Genomic DNA, 18,136 nt, shown 5'->3' with positions numbered 1-18,136 from the left:
GCTCATCCGAGTGCCACGTCCAGCGTCATCATGACGGCGAACCCCAGCATGACCCCTGCCGTGGCAAGGTCGCCGTGCCCCGAAGCCTGCGATTCGGGCACGACCTCCTCCACCACGACGAAGACCATCGCCCCGGCGGCGAAAGCCAAGGCATAGGGAAGCAGGGGTTGCGCCACCGTCACCGCCGCCGCACCTATCACCGCCGCCACGGGCTCGACCGTGCCGGAGAACTGCCCGTACATGAACGCCTTCGTCCGCGACAGCCCTTCACGGCGCAACGGTACGGAGACGGCGGTGCCCTCCGGCAGGTTCTGGATACCTATGCCCATGGCAAGTGCCAGTGCCCCCGCGAGGTCGGCAGAGGGCAGCCCCGCGGCCACGGCACCGAAGGCGACCCCCACGGCGAGGCCTTCAGGGATGTTGTGCAAGGTGATGGCAGCCACCAGCAACGTGCTGCGCCGCCAACTGGACGACATGCCCTCCTTCTGGTTCTGCATGACGTGCAAGTGCGGCAGGAACCTGTCCACCAGCCGCAGGAACACCCCGCCAAGAAGGAACCCCGTCACGGCAGGGACGAACGACCATGTTCCCATGTACTCGCTCATCTCGAGTGCAGGCGCGAGCAACGACCAGTAGCTCGCCGCAAGCATCACCCCGGCGGCGAAGCCGAGCATAAAATCGAGGACACGCCGTGGAATCTCCCGCGCCGTGAAGACGAAGGCCGCCCCGAGAGCAGTCATGGCCCACGTGAAAAGGCCGGCGCACAGGGCCTGGGCGACGGGCGGCAGCGAAAGCAGAAACGACATCCATGGCCTCCGGGAGAAACGTTCGCCCGCTTACACGGGCACGAGACGGTGTAGCCCTGCTCAATACCACATCAGAACGGAGCGCAACAAGAAAAAGACACAGGGAAGGCATCCCGCGGGGGAGATTCGGCGGGCACACGCAGTGGGGTGCGGGGAGAGGCTGAAGGTGAGACGCGCCTTCGGAAAGGGGCTGCGGCATATTGCATGGGAAAACATGTGTGGCGACGGAGAATGGGCGAAAACCAAGGGTACACCATCGCGTCCCCGGCACAGGCCCCGCGTTCAAGGCATGGGCCTCATGCTCGCACACGGCTTCACATCATGTCAGACCGTGGGAGTCGGTGTGGTGTGCGGCAGTGCCCCTGCGTAAAGCTATGCGTCGCGCCGAAGGTGGGGCTTCGCAGCATCCTGCCTGACCGGATGCCCTATCCCTTCATCCGTCGCCTGTGCGCTATGCCGTCCGAACCACAACTTCATGACCACGATGGCGAGGGTGAGCAGCATACCCACGGCGTTGGCGACGATGACCGGCCCCGCCTCCCGCCCCATGCCGTACAGCAGCCACAGGCCGATGCCCACGGTGAGCAGGCAGAAGGTGGGCAGCGAGATGTCCGCCACCGAACGGGTCCGCCACAGCCGCACCACCTGCGGCACATAGGCAAGCGACGTGAGCAACCCCGCAGCGTAGCCGATGAGGTCGAGGGTATCGGGCATGGGCTCCTCCACTACGGTCTGTCTGAACTTCGGCCCTACGGCCCGGTCATGCCATGGAACACGCCTGACGCCGTTCCACGATGGCCTCCACGTCCTCGGCAAGACGACGCAGCGCATGGTAGAAGGCATAGAACTGCATGAGCTTGCCCAGATAGAAGCGCCGTGTGGCACCATCCTCGCGCAGGGCGGCGAGACGCGCTTCGGCGGCGTCGATGACACCGCGCAACGCCGGGGGCGGTGTGGCGGCATCAGGGGCCGCCAGCCAGCGCAGGCCCTCCGAGGCTGCGGCGGCGAGGTCGCGCAACTCCTTCGCCATGATGATGGTGTACCCCTCGCCCCGGCAGCCGTTCAGGCTGTGCAGCATGGCCTGAAGATGGCTTGCGGCGTGGTCGGTAGCCATGACCAGCGCTTCGAGATGCTCGTGGTCGTCACGGTGCAGGAACGATTCGTGCCGCCGCGCCTTGCGGAGTCTGTCATGATTGCTCTTGAGCGTACCCGCCACGCCATCGAACATGTCTTCGGGCAGGGCCTGCTGTTCGGCAAGAAAGGCCTCCACCAGCACGCCCACGCGCTCAGCCGCCGCCTGCAACTGCCGGGCGAGGTCGGCACGCAGCGCCTCTCCGGCGCGCAGGGGCCACAGCGTGAGCGATACCAGCACAGCGCAGACCACGCCCACGAGAATCTCCAGCACCCGGAAGAGGCCGAAGTGCATCCTGTCCGGCTGCCCCACGCTGGCGAGGATGACGATGGTGACGGTGATGGCCGCCATGCGGTAGCGCGCATCCCACCGGGTGAGAAAGGCGCAGAGGCCGGTGGTGATGAACAGCCCCGCGCCGTTGCCCTCGAAGGTGTCGGGCAAGGCGAGGATGGAGACGACGCCCATGAGTGCGCCTATCATGGTGCCCACCGTGCGGTACAGGCTCATCTCGATGGACTCCGCCACGCTGGTCTGCATGACGATGACGGCGGTGATGGGCGCCCAGTAGCCGAAGTCGAGATGCAGCCATTCGGTGACGAGATACGACAGGAGGGCCGCCAGCCCCGTCTTGATACCGTGCCGCACCGAAGCGCCCGGCACGCGGCTGCGCAGACCGCGCACGGCCCGCCCGCACAATGCCCGTCCGTCCATGAAACCTCCTCGCCTGATGTGGGCTGCTGCGTCGCCCTGCAGGATACGCAGCCTCGCAAGACAGGCCACCCGACGCCCATCGTCGACGCCAGAACCTCGCCTATCGTAGCACCGTCATATACGCTGGCACGACACCCTGCGCCGTCTATCCCCCCTGCCTGCGGTTGGCAAGACGCAGTCCCCCCCATGCAGTCGATATACCACATGTGCCGACGTCTGCGACACGTCATATCGACTACATGGTCAGCACCGCCTGCATCGGGTAGCACGGGCCATGCACAGCGAAATACAGAGGAAAGACCGCAAAACGGGCGGCACGGCCTCATGCCGCACCGCCCGCGAAATCATCCCTTTCTTTCGCGCTATCGCCGCAGAAAGGCAGGCAGGGCGAAGTACAGACGCGCCAGCGGGTCGAACAACGCTCCCGGCAGGTACGTCGCCAGCCGGAAAAGACGGAACTTGGGCGAGGCGTCGAACGGGGCGATGGTGGCGCGCGCCTCGGCCCCCCTGCCCTCGCGCCACAGCGCCACGGCCCGCTGGAAGGCGGCGCGGCGGCGCAGCAACGCCACGAGGTCGGCGTACCGCTCGTCATAGCCGGGGTACATGGCCCGATGCTTGTCGAGGATGCGCAACGTCTCTTCGGCGAACTGCCCGAACTTGCGGAAGGTGGTGTTGGCCCCGTGCACCCGCCAGCGGGTGAGCGGCGCATCCACATGGTCGAGTTCCCAGTCCCACGCGATGCGGTAGAAGACGTCGGCCTCTTCGCACACGTTGAGCGACTCGTCGAACCAGTGGTCCATGCCGTCGAGGGCATTGCGCCGGATGACGGCAGAGGACATGGAAATCCACTGCGTGGTCATCAGTTCGCGGAACACGTGACCACGCGCAGGATGCGCGTGCTCGAAGAGCCTGTTCAGGTCCTTCGCGCCCGTGAACATGACGGTGTCGGTGCAGACGAGGCCCACGCGCGGGTTGGCGCGGAAGAGCGCCACCTGCCGTTCGAGTTTCTCGGGCAGCCACACGTCGTCACAGTCGAGAAAGGCGATGAACTCGCCCCGCGCCTTGGCGATGGCAAGGTTGCGGGCAGCCCCCAGCGGCACGGTCTCGGTGGCGCGGAAGTAGCGCACTCGCTCGCCGAACCCCTGCGCTATCTCCGCGCTGCGGTCGGTGGAACCGTTGTCCCAGAACACGATCTCCCAGTCGTCGAAGGTCTGGGCGAAGACGCTTCCGATGGCCTCCGCAAGGTCGCGCTCGCAGTTAAGGCAGTTCATGATGACGCTGACAGCGGGCATGTCGCCGTGGGCGTCACTGGACGAAGGGCCGGAGACGAGGCCCCGGCGCGTGGGTACGGTCGTCGACGAGGGCATGGCGTCCTCCGCGGCGTCGCGTGCTGTGGACATGTGGACTCCGGCTTCCATCAGGCGGCAAGGGCCTTGCGCAGTTCGGCGCAGATGACGCGCACCTCTTCGGCGGTGATGCCGGGGTGCAGCGGCAGGGTCACTATCTCGTGATACAGGGCCTCTGTCACCGGCAGGCAGGTGCGCCCGCCGCCATAGAAGGAGAGCAGATGCGCGGGCTTGTAGTGCATGCCGGTGGGCACGCCCGCGGCGGCAAGCACCTCCTTCACGGCGTCACGCCGCGCGGCGTCGATGCGCACCACGAAGATATGGGGGATGATGTCATCCTCCGGCCGAGTTGCGAACAGGGTTACGCCGGGAACGCCCGCGAGTTCTTCACGGTAGATGGCGGCCAGCGCCTTGCGTGCAGGGCCGAACTCGCCGGGCAGGCGCGACAGCTGCACACGCCCGATGGCGGCCATGAGGTTGCTCATGTGGTAGCGCCACCCCTGACGGGTGACATCGAAGTCCCAGCTTCGCTGCCCGGTGAACCGCTTCTCGGTGTCGTTCTCCACGGACAGGAGACGAGCGTCGCGGCAGCGCTGGGCCACGGTCTGGTCGGCGGTGACGATGCAGCCGCCCTCGCCGCTGGTGATGTTCTTGATGCCGTCGAAGCTGAAACAGGCGATGTCGCCGAACGTGCCCACCAGCCTGCCGTCGTGGCGGCACCCGAAGGCATGGGCCGCGTCTTCGATGACGCGCAGCCCGTGCCGCTGGGCGAAGGCGTAGACGTCGTCGAGGTAGGCGGGGTTGCTGGCGTAGTGCACGGGCATGATGGCCGCGGTCTTGTCGGTGAGGCGACGGGCGGCGTCATCGAGGTCGATGGTGCAGGTCTCGGGGCGCACCTCGCAGGCCACGGGCACGGCCCCGGCTGCGGAGATGGCTTGGAACGACGCCACGAAGGTCAGCGACTGCACCAGCACCTCGCGCCCCGGTTCCACGGCTGCCTGCACGGCAAGGTGCAGGGCGGCGGTACCGGTGTTGGCGGTGATGACATGGTTCGCAGGCACGCCGAGAAAGGCGGCGATGTCCTCTTCGAAGCGTTTCACTTCACTGCCCATGCCAAGGTAGCCGTCTTCGATGATGACGCGGCTTACGGCCTCGGCTTCGGCCTGTCCGACGATGGAACGGGAAAGACGGAGGGGAGTGCTCATGGCGTTTCCTCATGAAAGGGGACTTGCGGGCGAAGCGCCCTGCCCCGGCCGATGCGTACCGCGCCCCGCGCGGCAGGCGCATCGTCGAAAGATGTCAGGCCGCCGCTGTCCCGCCTGATTCCGCCCTGTCAGATGCCCTCCGGCTGGCCTGCCATCAGCGCGACGATGCGGAACGGGCAGGCTACTGGCGGGCAGGGAGGAACAGGCTGGCACGGCAGACGACGGCAAGGGGCACAGACATGTCCCCTCCGCGCCCACTCTGCGGAAGGGGCCCGATACACGCGGCGACGGCAGGCATCCGCAGGGGACACCGCACCGCCGCCGCGACGGATTCTACCAGTGGTACGGGATGTCGGCGGAATCCCTGTCCTTGCGCTCGCCCTCCTGCGGGTCGTGCGGGATGTCGGCGCAATTGCATATGAGCGCGGGCACATCACCCACGGCGGTGAAGCCGTACCACACCAGCGGCGGAATGCGCAGCAGGCGGTAGGCATCGGGTCGTCCGAGGATGTGTTCCTCCACGCGCCCGCGGGTGGGCGACCCTTCGCGGTCGTCGTAGACGACGACCTTGAGGCGTCCCACCGGCACGGCGAAATGCTGGGTCTGGCGGGTGTGGCGCTTCCACGCCTTCACCGCGCCGGGCAGCACCTCGGAGAAGTACAACTCGCCGAAGCCCATGAACAGGGGCGCGTCGGGCCGCAGCATGTGCAGCACCGGCCCGCCGTCGGTGGGGATGATGCGCAGGTCTTGCGTCTCGACCCCGGCTATGCCGTCCATTCCAGTCCCTTGGCGCGGGCCTTGTCCGCGTACTCGAGTATCTGGCCCATGGTGAAGGCGTACATGTCCTGCGCACCGCCTGTGGGTGCGTAGAAGGCGCGGTACCATTCGGCCGTGAAGCGTATGGTCTCGGCAAAGGTGAGCGTGGCCTGCCAGCGCAGGTAGGCCAGCGACTTGTCACAGCACAGCTTGAGCAGCGTGCATTCCTTCATGCCCGCCTGCCCGGCCCTGTCCATCTCGCTGGAGAAGCCCTGCCAGTAGGGGGCGAGGGCGTCCACCACCTCGGCCACGGTGTTGTTCACGTCCGCAGCCGGGCCGAAGTTGTAGGCCTCGCCCGAAAGGGGGAAGGGCCCCTTGGCGTCGACCAGCAGCTTCGCCCCCAGCCACAGGTAGCCGGAAAGCGGTTCGAGCACATGCTGCCACGGGCGCGTGGCCCACGGGCTGCGGATGGGCACGGGGCGCCCCTGCGACCATGCGCGGGCGCAGTCGGGCACGATGCGGTCGGCAGCCCAGTCGCCGCCGCCGATGACGTTGCCCGCGCGCGTGGTGGCGCAGCGGGGGCCATTCTTGAAGAACGACTTGAAGTACGACTGGGCGATGATTTCCGCGCAGCCCTTGGAGGCGGAGTACGGGTCTTCGCCACCCAGATGGTCGGTCTCGCGGTAGCCCCACACCCACTCGTCGTTGCGGTAGCACTTGTCGGAGGTGATGCACACCACCGCCTGAACGGACGGCGTGCAGCGCACGGCCTCGAGCACGTTGAGCGTACCCATGGCGTTGGCCTCGATGGTGCCCGCCGGGTCGTCGTACGACTTGCGTACCAGCGCCTGCGCCGCAAGGTGGAACACCACGTCGGGCTTGAAGCCCTCGATGGCCTCGCACATGGCCTTGCGGTCGCGGATGTCGCCACGCAGGTCGGAGATGCGACCAGAGAGGTCGAGTACCTCGAAGTTGGCGGGCGAGGTGGGCACGTCCAGCGAGAAGCCCGCCACCTCGGCCCCGAGGTGCAGCAGCCATGCCGTGAGCCACGACCCCTTGAAACCGGTGTGCCCGGTCACGAGGACGCGACGGCCGCGATAGATGTCACCGAACATGTTCCGCTCCTATTTCCACCCGCGGGCCCAGGGCGCGTCGCCCTTGTCCCACATGGCGTTCAGCTTCTGGTAGTCGCGCAGGGTGTCCATGCACTGCCAGAAGCCCTCGTGCGGGTACATCGAAAGCTGCCCTTCGGCGGCCAGACGTTCCAGCGGCTGCTTCTCGAGGTCGCACGACTCCTCTTCATCGAGGTAGTCGAGAAACTCGCGCTTGAACACGAAGAAGCCGCAGTTGATGTACTCGTTGAGTACCGGCTTCTCCTGCCACGACAGGATGTTGCCGTTCTCGTCGGTCTGCACCGCGCCGAAGCGCGAGGGCATGCGCACACCCGTGAACGTGCCAATCTTGCCGGACTTCTTGTGGAACTCCACGAGCTTGGCGATGTCGATGTCCGACACGCCGTCGCCGTAGGTGACCATGAAGCGGTCGGTGTCGATGTGCTTGGCGATGCGCTTGATGCGTGCGCCCTTCAGCGTCTCCTGCCCGGTGTCGGACAGGGTCACGCGCCAGTCGGTGCAGCAGCCCGTCTCGTGGGTGCGCACGTCACCGGTGGCGAGGTCGACGGTGAAGTCGCTGTTACGCATCCGGTAGTCGTAGAAATATTGCTTGATGACCTCGCCCTTGTAGCCGAGGGGCAGGACGAAGTCCTTGTACCCGGCGCGGGCGTAGATATTCATGATGTGCCACAGGACGGGGCGACCGCCAATCTCGACCATGGGCTTCGGTTTGAACTCGGTCTCTTCGCGGAGGCGGGTTCCCTTGCCGCCGCACATGATGATGACTTTCATCAGGGTACCTCTGGTTGGGGTCTCGGGCGGGATGCCCGAAGAAGCCTAGCAGAACATGCCCGTACCGCAAAGCGGGGGCATGTGCGGGCGAGGCCGGAAAGCCCGCACGCGGGGTCGCCACGCGCGACGCGCGACGCGGCACGGAGTCCACGGCGAATGCGCCGTCATGCCTGCCATACCGGGGACTTCCGTCACACCGGGAGCGGCCCTTCTCCGTGGCGTGACAGATACGCCGACGCGCCCCGGTTGTCCATAGGGCGCACCCCGCAAATCCACGAATACCGCCACGGTTACTGCCCCCGACGCCACATGCGCCACCTCGAGACTACCACGGATACCACGCCGCCTGCCACCATGGGTATCGAAGAGGCGTGGCGTCCGGCACAAGGCCGCGCGGGGACGGCGTCACTCGTCGCCGAAATCCACAAGGTCGCCGCGCATCACCGCCCCGGCACCGAAGCGCGCCCGCAACCTGTCCAGTGTGGCATCCAGCCGTTCACGGCGGGTGTCATCGCGGCGGGGCATGCCGCCGATGGGCAGGCTCATCTGCCGTTCACCGCCGAAATGCGAGACCCCCAATCCCACCAGACGCACCTTCGCCTCAAGGTCGAGTGCCTCAAGAAGGGCCCACGCCTCTTCGAAGATGGTCTGCGTGGCGGAGACGGGTTCAGGCAGGGTGCGGCTGCGGGTCAGCTGTCTGAAGTCGGCATATTTGACCTTGAGGGTGATGGTGCGACCCGCCAGCCCCTGCCGCCGCAACGAACCGCCCACCCTCTCCGCCTGCGCCAGCAGCCACCGGCGCAGCACGGCGCGGTCGGCCGTATCGGCAGCGAGGGTGACCTCGGCACTCTCCGACTTGGGGGGCGTCCATGGTTCGAGGGGGCGGGGGTCGATGCCTCGCGCCCTGTCATACAGCACCAGCCCGCCCTTGCCGAAGCGACGTTCCCAGAATGACACCGGGTGGCGCAGCACATCGCCCGCCGTGCGCACACCCAGCAGGTCGAGCGACTCCAGCATCCGCTTGCCCACGCCGGGGATGCGCCCCACGGGCAGCGTGGCGAGAAACGCCGCCACATCCTCCGGCGGCAGGATGAAGACGCCGTCGGGCTTGTTCACATCGGAGGCAATCTTGGCGAGGAACTTCACGGGCGCGAGTCCCACCGAACAGGTGAGCCCCCCCGTAGCCTCGCGCACCCGCCCTTTGAGGCGTTGCGCCATCTCGTCCACCGGGCCGAAGAGGCGCTCCAGCCCCGTGGCGTCGAGGTAGGCTTCGTCCACCGAAGCCTGTTCCACCACCGGCGAGAAGTCGTGCAGCACCGCCATGACCATGCGCGAGACTTCCGCATAGCGGTGCCTGCGCCCCGACACGAACACCCCGTGCGGGCAGAGTCTGCGCGCCGTCACCGTGGGCATGGCCGAACGCACACCATAACGGCGCGCCTCGTAGGAAGCAGCGGACACCACCCCGCGCTCCGACGAACCGCCCACGATGACGGGGCGTCCGCGTAGTGACGGGTCGTCCAGCTGCTCCACCGAGGCGAAGAAGGCATCCATGTCGATGTGCATGACCCACCGGGCAGACCGGGGGGCATGACCGGGCTGCGTTGCCGGGGGCGACGGATGATCGGGGGCGGCTGTCATGTGTTCCGTCTACCAGAAGCTGGCACGGGCGGGAACGGGGCCTTGCGCACCCCGGACGGCCCCGGGCGTACACCGGGCGAATCCCCGACGAACTCCGGCCCCCCCAAGCGACGCATGCGGCCACATCTGACCACATAGGGGCCGCCTCGGAATGCATCCGGAACGAACGAGTGACACGGGGCGGGTACGCCATGCCTTTGTGCGCAACGCACAGAGACGAGACAGGGGGAGTCCTGACCGGACAGGACATCCGGGCCGAACCGGACACCTGCCCACTATCCGTCGTGAAACGGAGCAACATCCTCCTGAAAACGGCAGATGCCCTTGCCCCTGTTCCCCCGCTTTCCCCACGGTGCTGCACGGTTCCGGTCGGCGGGCGGCTGTGCTAGGTTGCCCATGCCGCGCCACCGCGCGGACGCAGCACCCGAACCCCGGAACGTCCATGCGCCCCATAACCTTCGTCCACGCCGCAGACCTGCACCTCGATGCCGCTTCGGGCGGCCTCGGTGCCGACATGCCGCCCGCGTTCGCCGAACGTCTGCACAGCGCCACGTTCGTCGCCCTCGACCGCCTCGTGGCACTGTGTCTCGCCGAACAGGCCGACTTCCTCGTCCTCGCCGGGGACGTCTACAACCACGAGGACGGCAGCCTGCGTGCCCAGATCGCCCTGCGCGACGCCTGCGCACGCCTCGACGCGGCAGGCATTCCCGTCTTCATCGCCCACGGCAACCACGACCCCCTCTCGTCGCGCATCGCTTCGCTGGTGATGCCCTCGGGCACGGTGGTCTTCGGTGAGGATGTGAGCGTCCATCCCGTCGTCCGCGACGGCGAGACCATCGCGCTGGTGCACGGCATCAGCCACGCCAGCACGCGCGAAACGCGCAACCTCGCCCGCCGCTTCGCACGCACGGCAGATGCCTGCCCGCAGGTGGGGGTGCTGCACTGCACCATCGGCACGGCAGACGGCGAGCAGCGCTACGCGCCCTGTACCGTCGAGGACCTCGCGTCCACAGGGCTCGACTACTGGGCGCTGGGGCACATCCATCTGCGTCAGGTGCTGTGCGAGACGCCCCGCGTCGTCTACCCCGGCAGCACACAGGGGTTGCACATCGGCGAAGAGGGCGACCACGGATGCACCCTCGTCCGGGTCGACGCGGCAGGGGGCATCGTCCTCGAAGAACGCCCCCTCGGCCCCATACGGTGGCAGGCGGTACGTGTAGATATCGGCCCGCAGCCAGCCATGCGCACCATGGAAAGCAAAGGCCGCCCCCCGACGGACACGCCCCGGCAAGCCACCGCTGCGACCTCCGCGTATGATGCCCCCCTCGCCGATGTGGACGGCCTCGTCGCCCGCACGGTGCGTGCCATCGAGGAGGCCGCAGCCGAGGCCCATGCGGGATGCACCGGCATGGTCATCCGCCTCGTGTTCGAGGGGCGCGGACCGCTCGACAGGCTGCTGCGTCGCCCCACCGACGCCTCCGACCTGCTCGACCTCTTGCGAGGCGAGGTGGCCGACCTCACTCCCCCGTGCTGGGTCAAGGACATGGAGGTGCACACGCGCCCCGACGTGGACATGGACGCCATGCTACGCCGTGACGACCTTCTGGGCGCAACGCTTCGCAACGCGACGGAGGCCCTGCAATCGCCCGACGGCATGTCCGGGGCACGAACCGCCCTTGCCGCCCTCTACGAGCACCATGCCGCCCGCAAGGCACTGCCCCCCCTCGACGAGGCGACGCTCGCCGCCCTCATCGCCGATGCGGGGACCCTGTGCCTCGACCTTCTGGAGTCCGACTGATGCGCATCGTCAACGGCCATATCGACGGCTTCGGCATCCTTCCCCCCCAGGCCCTGCCCGACCTCACGCCGGGGCTTTCCGTGTTCCTCGGCAGAAACGAGGCCGGCAAGTCGACCTGCCTCGACTTTTTTCGCGCCATGCTGGCAGGCTACCCCGACGGGCGCTCCCGCGAGGGCAAGCAACGCTCCGGGGCACCCCTCAACGGAGGGGCGGGGGGCGGCAGCCTGCTGCTGGAGACGGGGCTTGCCGGTCGCGTGCGGCTCACCCGCAAACCGGGCGGCAACGGCGGGCAACTCTCGCTCGCCGACGCGGAGGGCGCACCTCTGGACGCCATGCTGGCCGAACGCCTCTTCGCCGGGGTCACCCGCGAAGTGTACCGCAACGTCTACGGCTTCAGCCTCGACGAACTGCAGAGCTTCCAGAGTCTCAACGCCGAGGGGGTGCGCAACGCCCTGTACGGCGCGAGCTTCGGCATGGGCGTGCGCCCGCCGGGCGAGGCCCTGAAGCAACTCGACGGGCAACTGGCCGACCTGTTCAAGAACGGCGGACAGAAGCCTGTCATCAACCAGTTGTTGGCCCGCCTGAAGCAGGTGCGCGACACCCTCCGCAACCACGAGAGCGACGCCGCCACCTATCAGCGCACGGCGGAACGGCTGGCCCTTCTCGAAACGGAACTGGCCGACCTGCGGCAACGTCGCAGCAGCATCGAGGACGACACGGCGCGCCTTGCGCGACGCATCACCGCGTGGCAGCACTGGGAGGAGAGCGTGCGCCTCGAAGGCCAACTCGACGCCCTCTCCCCCGTGGTCACCGCCTTTCCGGCCGATGGGGTGCGCCGCCTCGAAGAACTGCTGGAACGGGCAGAAGAACGTGCGCTGACCGAAACGAATCTGCGCACCCGGCAGCAACGGCTCGACGAGGCTCTTGAAGGCCTGCGCCCCGACACCGCACTGCTTGCGGTGCTGCCCGACATCGACACGCTCACCGAACGCAAGGCCAGCTGCCGCAACGCCATGGGGGCCCTGCCCGGTCTCGCCGCAGACCTCGCGCATGCCCGTGAGATGCTGGCGACCAGACTCGCCGCCCTCGGCCCCGACTGGACTGTGGAACGCGCCCGCGCCCTCGACCGCTCGCTCTTCGCCCGCGAACGCATCGCCGGACACGAGAAGGCCCTTCTCGACGCCGCCAGCGACGAACAACGCGCCGCGGACGAGTTGGCCCGCTGCCAGCGCGAGCATGACAGTACAGCGCAGGATGTGGCACTGGCGCAGACCGCGCTGGACGCCATGCCCGCCGCGAAGGTCACCCCTCTCTCCCCCGAAGCCGCCGAACGCCTCGCCACACGGCTGGACAGGGCCGCAGGGGCACTCGGCGACCTGCCTCAGGCCCGCCATGCCCTCTCCTCGGCCCGCGAGGCCACACGCGACGCCCTCAAGGGGCTCTTGCCCGCCGCGTTCACCACTCCGCACCATGACGGTGACGCCGCGGACGCTACGGCAATGGCGTCCGGCACGACAGACGGGGCCGCAGACCGCCCTGACGCACAGGAGACACAAGGGGCTGCCCTTGGGGCAGCGCCGGGGGCCACACAGCTGGCAGCACGGCTATTGACCGCACGTGAAGACCTGCTGGCCCTCGACCATGCGGTGTCCACCTCGCGCGACGCGGCTGAAGCCGCACGGCGCGAGGCTGTTCAGACGACCACAGACCTTGCCACGGCACGCGAAAGATTGGGCGAGGCACAGCGCCGTGCCATTGCAGCGCATGACGCCCTCACCTGCGAGGTCTTCGGCAACGCCCCCCCTCATCACGGCAGCGCGGACGCGACCGGAGACGCGACCGGGGACGCCCTACCGGGCGGACTCACGCACGGCAACGCCCATGACGTACCGGGCCGGATGACGTCAAACGTCGGCAACTCTGCGCAAGACACGTCAGGGCTTCGCACATCGGGACAGCGCGCATCGCGTCTGGCCGACATCACCCCCCTCGCGTCCGCCATAGAGACCAGGGCAGCGGCCCTGCGGCGTCTCTCGCGCGTCGCCGCCGACCTGCGCACTGAACGCAACACCCTCGACGGCATCGAAGAACGCCTTGCCGCGCACAACGCGGCCACGCCTGCGGGGCGTGGCAACTCCACGCTGGCGGGCCTCGGTGCCGCCCTGTGCGTCTGCGGTGTCGGTCTTCTGGCAACGCTTCTTCCCGCCGTCGCGGCCCTGCCTGCCACTGCATCCCTGCTGGCACTCCTTGGCGGCATCACGGTGGCGTCTCCGCTGGGCACGGCCCTCGCCGTCGCGGGATTGGGCTTCACCGCAGCCACATGGCCCCGCAAGGCCCCCGGTCTGGCGGCCCACACCGCCGAGACGACCCGCCTTGCCGCACGCCGCGACACCCTGCACACCACCTGCGCCCGCCTCACGGACGAGGTCGGCGTACTCACAGCGCAAGTTGGGGCCGAGGGTGCCGACGACGCCGCGCTCGAACGGGCCGCCGCACGCATCGAACGCTGGCGCGACGCCCTCGCCACGCTGCGCCGTCACCTCGAAGAATGCGAGACCTGTTCTTCGGAGACGAACCGTGTCGCCATGCGTGACGATACAGCGCGGCAACACGCCGAAGAGGCAACACGCCACCACGCAAAGGCGTGCGCCGCACTCGAAGCGGCCCTTGCCGCCATCGCCCCCGGCCTGCAACTGCAAGCCGTGCCCCCCCTGATGGAACGGGCCGCCACACTACGCGCCCTGACAGACCGCGAGGCCGATGCGGCACGTACCGTCGCCGCACTGGAGGCGCATGTCGCCGCGCTGGCGACGGAAGCCGCCACCGTGCCCGACCTCGCCACCCTGTCGTTGCCGGAAGGGGCCGCCCTTGCAGAGATGGTGCGCTCATACCTCGCGGCACAGCGCGACGCCGCACGCCTCTGGCAGGAACGCCGACAGGCGGAGGCGGCCCTCGCCACCGCACGCCAGCGTCTCGAACGATGCCGCGCGGCGCAGACCGCCGCGGAGAAGGTGCTACGCGAAGCCGCACACCGCACCGCCAGCACGCAGGACGCATGGCGTGACCTGCTTGCGGCACAGGGACTCGATGCCAGCCTCACGCCCGCCACCGCCCGTGATGCCCTCTCCATCGCCGAAGAGTGCATAACCCTTGACGACCGGGGGCAACGCCTCCTCGCCGACATCCGCCAGCGCGAGACCGAACGCGACGCCCTCGTCGTACCGCTTGCCGCCCTCTGCGCCCGTCTGGGACGCACCCCGGGAACGCTCACCGCCGCCCTTGCCGCTGGCGAGGGCGGCACAGCCGGCCAACACGCGCCCGCCTCCCTCCCGACCGCTGCACGCCCCTCCGAAACGGACATGGGGACCGCCATCGACTGGCTGGCGACCCTCGATGCGCTCTCTCGGGCCGCGCACGAGGCACACGCACAGCAGGAACGCCGCGACCGTCTTCTCAACGAACGCGCCGTGCTGGTCGAAGAACTTGAGAGCGCCACCACGGCCCTCACCACCACCCGCGCCGCCATCGAAGCCCTGCTTGCCGAGGGCGCCGCCCGGGATACGGAGACCTTCCGGCACCGCGCCGCCGCATGGGAGACGCGTAACGACCTGCTACGCCAGCTGGCCGAACGGCACAACGCCCTCGCCGTCGCCGCGGGAGACGAACCTCTTGAGGCCCTGCGTACGGCCCTTGCCGCCACCGACCTCGCCACCCTCGAAGAGGATATCGCCACCCTGCGGGCAGAACGCGAACACCTGCGCGCCCGCGAATCCGAATCCATGGATGAGGCCGCCACACTCCGCGCCAGCATGAACGCGCTGGCCACGGCGGACACCCTCGCTGCCCTTCGCAGGCAGGAGGCGTCCCTCCTCGAGACCATCCGCCAGAACGGCCTCGTGTGGGCACGACATGCACTGGCACGGCACTTTCTCGTGAACGCAAAACGACGTTTCGAACAGGAGCGGCAGCCGCAGGTCATCCGCGATGCCTCGGCCATCTTCGCGACCATCACCGACGGGGCATGGACGGGCATCGCCGCGTCGCTGGAGGACAACAGCCTGCACGTCACGCCACCGCACGGCGAAGCCATCGCGCCCGAGGCCCTCTCACGGGGCACGCAGGAACAACTCTACCTCGCCCTGCGGCTGGCCTACATCCGCAGCCACGCCGCCCATGCAGAACCCCTGCCCGTGGTCATGGACGACATCCTCGTCAACTTCGACCCCGCCCGTGCCGCCCGCACCGCCCGCGCGCTGGCGACGCTGGCACGGGGCGACGCCACGGGGCCGGGACATCAGATACTGTTCTTTACATGTCATCCGCATACGGTATCCTTGCTACTGGATACCGTTCCCGAAGCGCAGAGTTTCACCGTGGAGTCGGGGCGCATGGCCCCCGCGTGACAGGCCTCGCCGCGATGTGACACCGGGGGCGGCACTTCGCCCCCGTAGCGACAACGCCCGCCTCGCAACCGGTCGCCCCCCGGCACTGGATGCGACGTCGCCTCGCTCGCGGCTGTCCACACAGGGAAGCCCCCGTGGACTCCACCCGTGTGTGCCGATTGCAACGGAAAGGAGACGCTGATGAAGGACGCTGCGATTGTCACCGGCAGGCCGACACCCCCGGAATCCCCAGGCGCTACCGACCTGCACGGTAGAGACCGGCACCAAGAGGGCCCGCGCAACGTGGTCATCATGGGGGCGGCAGGGCGCGACTTCCACAATTTCAACATGCTCTACCGGCACGCGCCCGAAGTGAGGGTGCTGGCCTTCACAGCCGCGCAGATACCCGACATCGCGGGCCGCAACTACCCCGCGGTGCTTGCGGGCCCCGCCTACCCCGAGGGCATCCCCGTCATCGCCGAAGAGGAACTTTCCACCTATTGTCTCGGCGTGCGTCTCGACGAAGTGGTCTTCGCCTACAGCGACGTCTCCCACGAGGAGGTCATGCACAAGGCTTCGCGTGCGCTGGCCTGCGGTGCCGACTTCACGCTGGTCTCGCCCTCGCGCACCATGCTGGTCGCCCATCGGCCCGTCGTGGCCGTGTGCGCGGTGCGCACGGGGTGCGGCAAGTCGCCCGTGACGCGCCACGTGGCCGACACGTTGCGGCACGAGGGGTTGCGTGTGGTGGTGGTACGGCATCCCATGCCCTACGGCGACCTCGCTGCGCAGGCGGTGCAGCGTTTCGCCTCCGTACAGGACATGGACGACGCACGCTGCACCATCGAGGAACGCGAAGAGTATGAACATCTCGTCGAAGCCGGACTGGTGGTCTACGCCGGGGTGGACTACGAACGCATCCTCGCCCAAGCCGAAGCCGAGGCCGATGTCATCATCTGGGACGGCGGCAACAACGACACGCCATTCTTCCGGCCCGACGTGCACATCACCCTGTGCGACGCGCTGCGCCCCGGTCATGAGGTCGGCTACCATCCGGGCGAGACCAACCTGCGCATGGCGCACATCGTGGTGGTGAACAAGGCCGACGATGCCAGACCTGAACAGGTGGCCCGCGTCTGCGTCAACGCAGCCGCCGCCAATCCCGGCGCCCTGCTGCTTGGAGGGGCCTCACGCGTGACGGTCGACACCCCCGACGCCATCGCTGGCAAACGCGTCCTTGTGGTGGAGGACGGCCCCACCCTCACCCATGGCGGCATGCCCTTCGGGGCCGCCAGCGTGGCCGCACGCGTCTTCGGCGCAGCACAGACCGTCGACCCGTGGCCCCATGCCGCACCGTCGCTACGGGCCACCCGCGAAGCCTATCCGCACCTCGACCGGGCCCTGCCCGCCATGGGCTATTCGCCGGAACAGGTGCGCGACCTTGCCGACACCATCTCCGCCACACCCTGCGACCTCGTCCTTTCGGGTACGCCTGTCGACCTCGCAAGGCTCATCGTCATGACGCGCCCACACCTGCGGGTGCGCTACACGTTCGAGGACGCACCTCTCCCCTGTACGACCGGGGCACCGACTGAGACGTGGGGTAACACCCCCGACACGCCCGAGACCTCCGGAAGGCCCGACAGGCACGGCATCGCAGAAGGGACAGGGCTGCGGACGACGCTGGCACAGGCCGTACTCGACCGTATCATGCCGCTGGTGCGAAAGGGCATCGATTGAAGGCCGGGTGTTGCCCATGCCCTGAAAAGGCCGCCGGTATGCAGCCGGCCCGGATGCCACGACGCACAGGCCGACCGCCAGTGCGGGAAGATTGTCAGACGCGGCCCCCGAGGTTTGAAGCAGGGAACGAATCGGAAGTCAGGAAGAAAACGACGTAGAGGCGTGAGCGACGTCCGGGCGAACACGGGTGATACATCCGCAGCGTGCCGTATGCGGCTGCGCCGTGGCAGCGGCCCGGAAGATCGACACACCGTCACGCAATGTTCACGCAGTCGCCACGTGTTTGCGACAGGCGATGCTCATGGTGTATATGCGGTACCCCTCGAAAGGCCCGACCGAGCGCCACGTTTCCGATGGGACAGGATGACCTCGCCGGATGCCGGAATCCCGCGGATGCCCACGCCCCGTCACCAGCCAGACGCCCGCACGGCATCATGGTCGCCAAGGCCCCGACACGGGCAAAGAACCAAACAGGGAGGGGGCCGAAAGGTGGCACAGGGCATGCCGCCCATGCCATAAGGCGACAAGGGGACCGCTGGAGGACACCATGCTGGAAGGTCTCTACACCCTCTCCGGGCTGCTTCTCACCGACGCCCCCGTTCTCTCGACATTCCTTGCCGTACTTCTCGTCTCAGGCGTCGGTGCTGCCGTAGCCATATACTTCGACCACGGCACGGCTTGCTGACTCTCAATCCGCAAGGCCTGGCCGAAAGGCCGC

13 protein-coding genes are annotated in these 18,136 nt (G+C 68.0%); 4 read left to right on the top strand and 9 right to left on the bottom strand.

Annotated features, from left to right (window positions below):
- Nucleotides 1-2 precede the first annotated feature (2 nt).
- From DVU_RS00380 to dinB, 9 genes are all read right to left on the bottom strand, one after another.
- Entirely contained in the window at nt 3-806 is an 804-nt protein-coding gene (locus DVU_RS00380) for a ZIP family metal transporter (RefSeq protein ID WP_010937390.1), read from the bottom strand.
- 372 nt (nt 807-1,178) lie between these two features.
- On the bottom strand, nt 1,179-1,520 hold the full coding sequence (locus DVU_RS00375) for a SemiSWEET family sugar transporter (protein ID WP_010937389.1): 342 nt from the start codon (nt 1,518-1,520) through the stop codon (nt 1,179-1,181).
- Nucleotides 1,521-1,566: 46 nt separating this feature from the next.
- Nucleotides 1,567-2,649: an FUSC family protein gene (locus DVU_RS00370; RefSeq protein ID WP_010937388.1), complete on the bottom strand. Its 1,083-nt coding sequence runs from the start codon at nt 2,647-2,649 to the stop codon at nt 1,567-1,569.
- 362 nt (nt 2,650-3,011) lie between these two features.
- Nucleotides 3,012-4,049 carry a glycosyltransferase family 2 protein gene (locus DVU_RS00365; RefSeq protein ID WP_010937387.1) on the bottom strand — a complete coding sequence of 346 codons (1,038 nt, stop codon included), beginning with the start codon at nt 4,047-4,049 and terminating at the stop codon, nt 3,012-3,014.
- Between the two features lie 17 nt (nt 4,050-4,066).
- On the bottom strand, nt 4,067-5,200 hold the full coding sequence (locus tag DVU_RS00360; RefSeq protein WP_010937386.1) for a DegT/DnrJ/EryC1/StrS family aminotransferase: 1,134 nt from the start codon (nt 5,198-5,200) through the stop codon (nt 4,067-4,069).
- 333 nt (nt 5,201-5,533) lie between these two features.
- The gene (locus DVU_RS00355) at nt 5,534-5,977 is read right to left on the bottom strand and encodes a cupin domain-containing protein (protein ID WP_010937385.1); all 444 of its coding nucleotides are present in this window, start codon (nt 5,975-5,977) and stop codon (nt 5,534-5,536) included.
- On the bottom strand, nt 5,965-7,071 hold the full coding sequence (rfbG, locus tag DVU_RS00350) for a CDP-glucose 4,6-dehydratase (RefSeq protein WP_010937384.1): 1,107 nt from the start codon (nt 7,069-7,071) through the stop codon (nt 5,965-5,967). Before rfbG ends, DVU_RS00355 begins: the two co-directional genes overlap by 13 nt.
- Before the next feature lie 9 nt (nt 7,072-7,080).
- Complete coding sequence (gene rfbF, locus DVU_RS00345) at nt 7,081-7,860, bottom strand: glucose-1-phosphate cytidylyltransferase (RefSeq protein ID WP_010937383.1); 780 nt, start codon at nt 7,858-7,860, stop codon at nt 7,081-7,083.
- Between the two features lie 405 nt (nt 7,861-8,265).
- Nucleotides 8,266-9,426: a DNA polymerase IV gene (dinB, locus tag DVU_RS00340; RefSeq protein ID WP_010937382.1), complete on the bottom strand. Its 1,161-nt coding sequence runs from the start codon at nt 9,424-9,426 to the stop codon at nt 8,266-8,268.
- A gap of 517 nt (nt 9,427-9,943) precedes the next feature.
- Here dinB and DVU_RS00335 point away from each other — a divergent pair.
- From DVU_RS00335 to DVU_RS16735, 4 genes are all read left to right on the top strand, one after another.
- Nucleotides 9,944-11,299 carry a metallophosphoesterase family protein gene (locus tag DVU_RS00335; RefSeq protein ID WP_010937381.1) on the top strand — a complete coding sequence of 452 codons (1,356 nt, stop codon included), beginning with the start codon at nt 9,944-9,946 and terminating at the stop codon, nt 11,297-11,299.
- Nucleotides 11,299-15,702 carry an AAA family ATPase gene (locus tag DVU_RS00330; RefSeq protein ID WP_010937380.1) on the top strand — a complete coding sequence of 1,468 codons (4,404 nt, stop codon included), beginning with the start codon at nt 11,299-11,301 and terminating at the stop codon, nt 15,700-15,702. Before DVU_RS00335 ends, DVU_RS00330 begins: the two co-directional genes overlap by 1 nt.
- A gap of 180 nt (nt 15,703-15,882) precedes the next feature.
- On the top strand, nt 15,883-17,418 hold the full coding sequence (locus DVU_RS00325) for a cyclic 2,3-diphosphoglycerate synthase (RefSeq protein ID WP_010937379.1): 1,536 nt from the start codon (nt 15,883-15,885) through the stop codon (nt 17,416-17,418).
- A 547-nt stretch (nt 17,419-17,965) separates the two neighbouring features.
- Entirely contained in the window at nt 17,966-18,103 is a 138-nt protein-coding gene (locus DVU_RS16735; RefSeq protein WP_223294629.1) for a hypothetical protein, read from the top strand.
- Nucleotides 18,104-18,136: the final 33 nt, after the last annotated feature.

The organism is Nitratidesulfovibrio vulgaris str. Hildenborough (genome assembly GCF_000195755.1).
Lineage (GTDB): Bacteria > Desulfobacterota > Desulfovibrionia > Desulfovibrionales > Desulfovibrionaceae > Nitratidesulfovibrio > Nitratidesulfovibrio vulgaris.
Note: the sequence above shows the minus strand (reverse complement) of the source record. Positions and strands in the feature narration are given on the sequence as shown.

Bases quoted from the DNA above. Each gene is read 5' to 3' on its own strand.
- DVU_RS00380 (WP_010937390.1), bottom strand. From the start codon at position 806: ATGTCGTTTCTGCTTTCGCTGCCGCCCGTCGCCCAGGCCCTGTGCGCC.
- DVU_RS00375 (WP_010937389.1), bottom strand. From the start codon at position 1,520: ATGCCCGATACCCTCGACCTCATCGGCTACGCTGCGGGGTTGCTCACG.
- DVU_RS00370 (WP_010937388.1), bottom strand. From the start codon at position 2,649: ATGGACGGACGGGCATTGTGCGGGCGGGCCGTGCGCGGTCTGCGCAGC.
- DVU_RS00365 (WP_010937387.1), bottom strand. From the start codon at position 4,049: ATGTCCACAGCACGCGACGCCGCGGAGGACGCCATGCCCTCGTCGACG.
- DVU_RS00360 (WP_010937386.1), bottom strand. From the start codon at position 5,200: ATGAGCACTCCCCTCCGTCTTTCCCGTTCCATCGTCGGACAGGCCGAA.
- DVU_RS00355 (WP_010937385.1), bottom strand. From the start codon at position 5,977: ATGGACGGCATAGCCGGGGTCGAGACGCAAGACCTGCGCATCATCCCC.
- rfbG (WP_010937384.1), bottom strand. From the start codon at position 7,071: ATGTTCGGTGACATCTATCGCGGCCGTCGCGTCCTCGTGACCGGGCAC.
- rfbF (WP_010937383.1), bottom strand. From the start codon at position 7,860: ATGAAAGTCATCATCATGTGCGGCGGCAAGGGAACCCGCCTCCGCGAA.
- dinB (WP_010937382.1), bottom strand. From the start codon at position 9,426: ATGCACATCGACATGGATGCCTTCTTCGCCTCGGTGGAGCAGCTGGAC.
- DVU_RS00335 (WP_010937381.1), top strand. From the start codon at position 9,944: ATGCGCCCCATAACCTTCGTCCACGCCGCAGACCTGCACCTCGATGCC.
- DVU_RS00330 (WP_010937380.1), top strand. From the start codon at position 11,299: ATGCGCATCGTCAACGGCCATATCGACGGCTTCGGCATCCTTCCCCCC.
- DVU_RS00325 (WP_010937379.1), top strand. From the start codon at position 15,883: ATGAAGGACGCTGCGATTGTCACCGGCAGGCCGACACCCCCGGAATCC.
- DVU_RS16735 (WP_223294629.1), top strand. From the start codon at position 17,966: ATGCTGGAAGGTCTCTACACCCTCTCCGGGCTGCTTCTCACCGACGCC.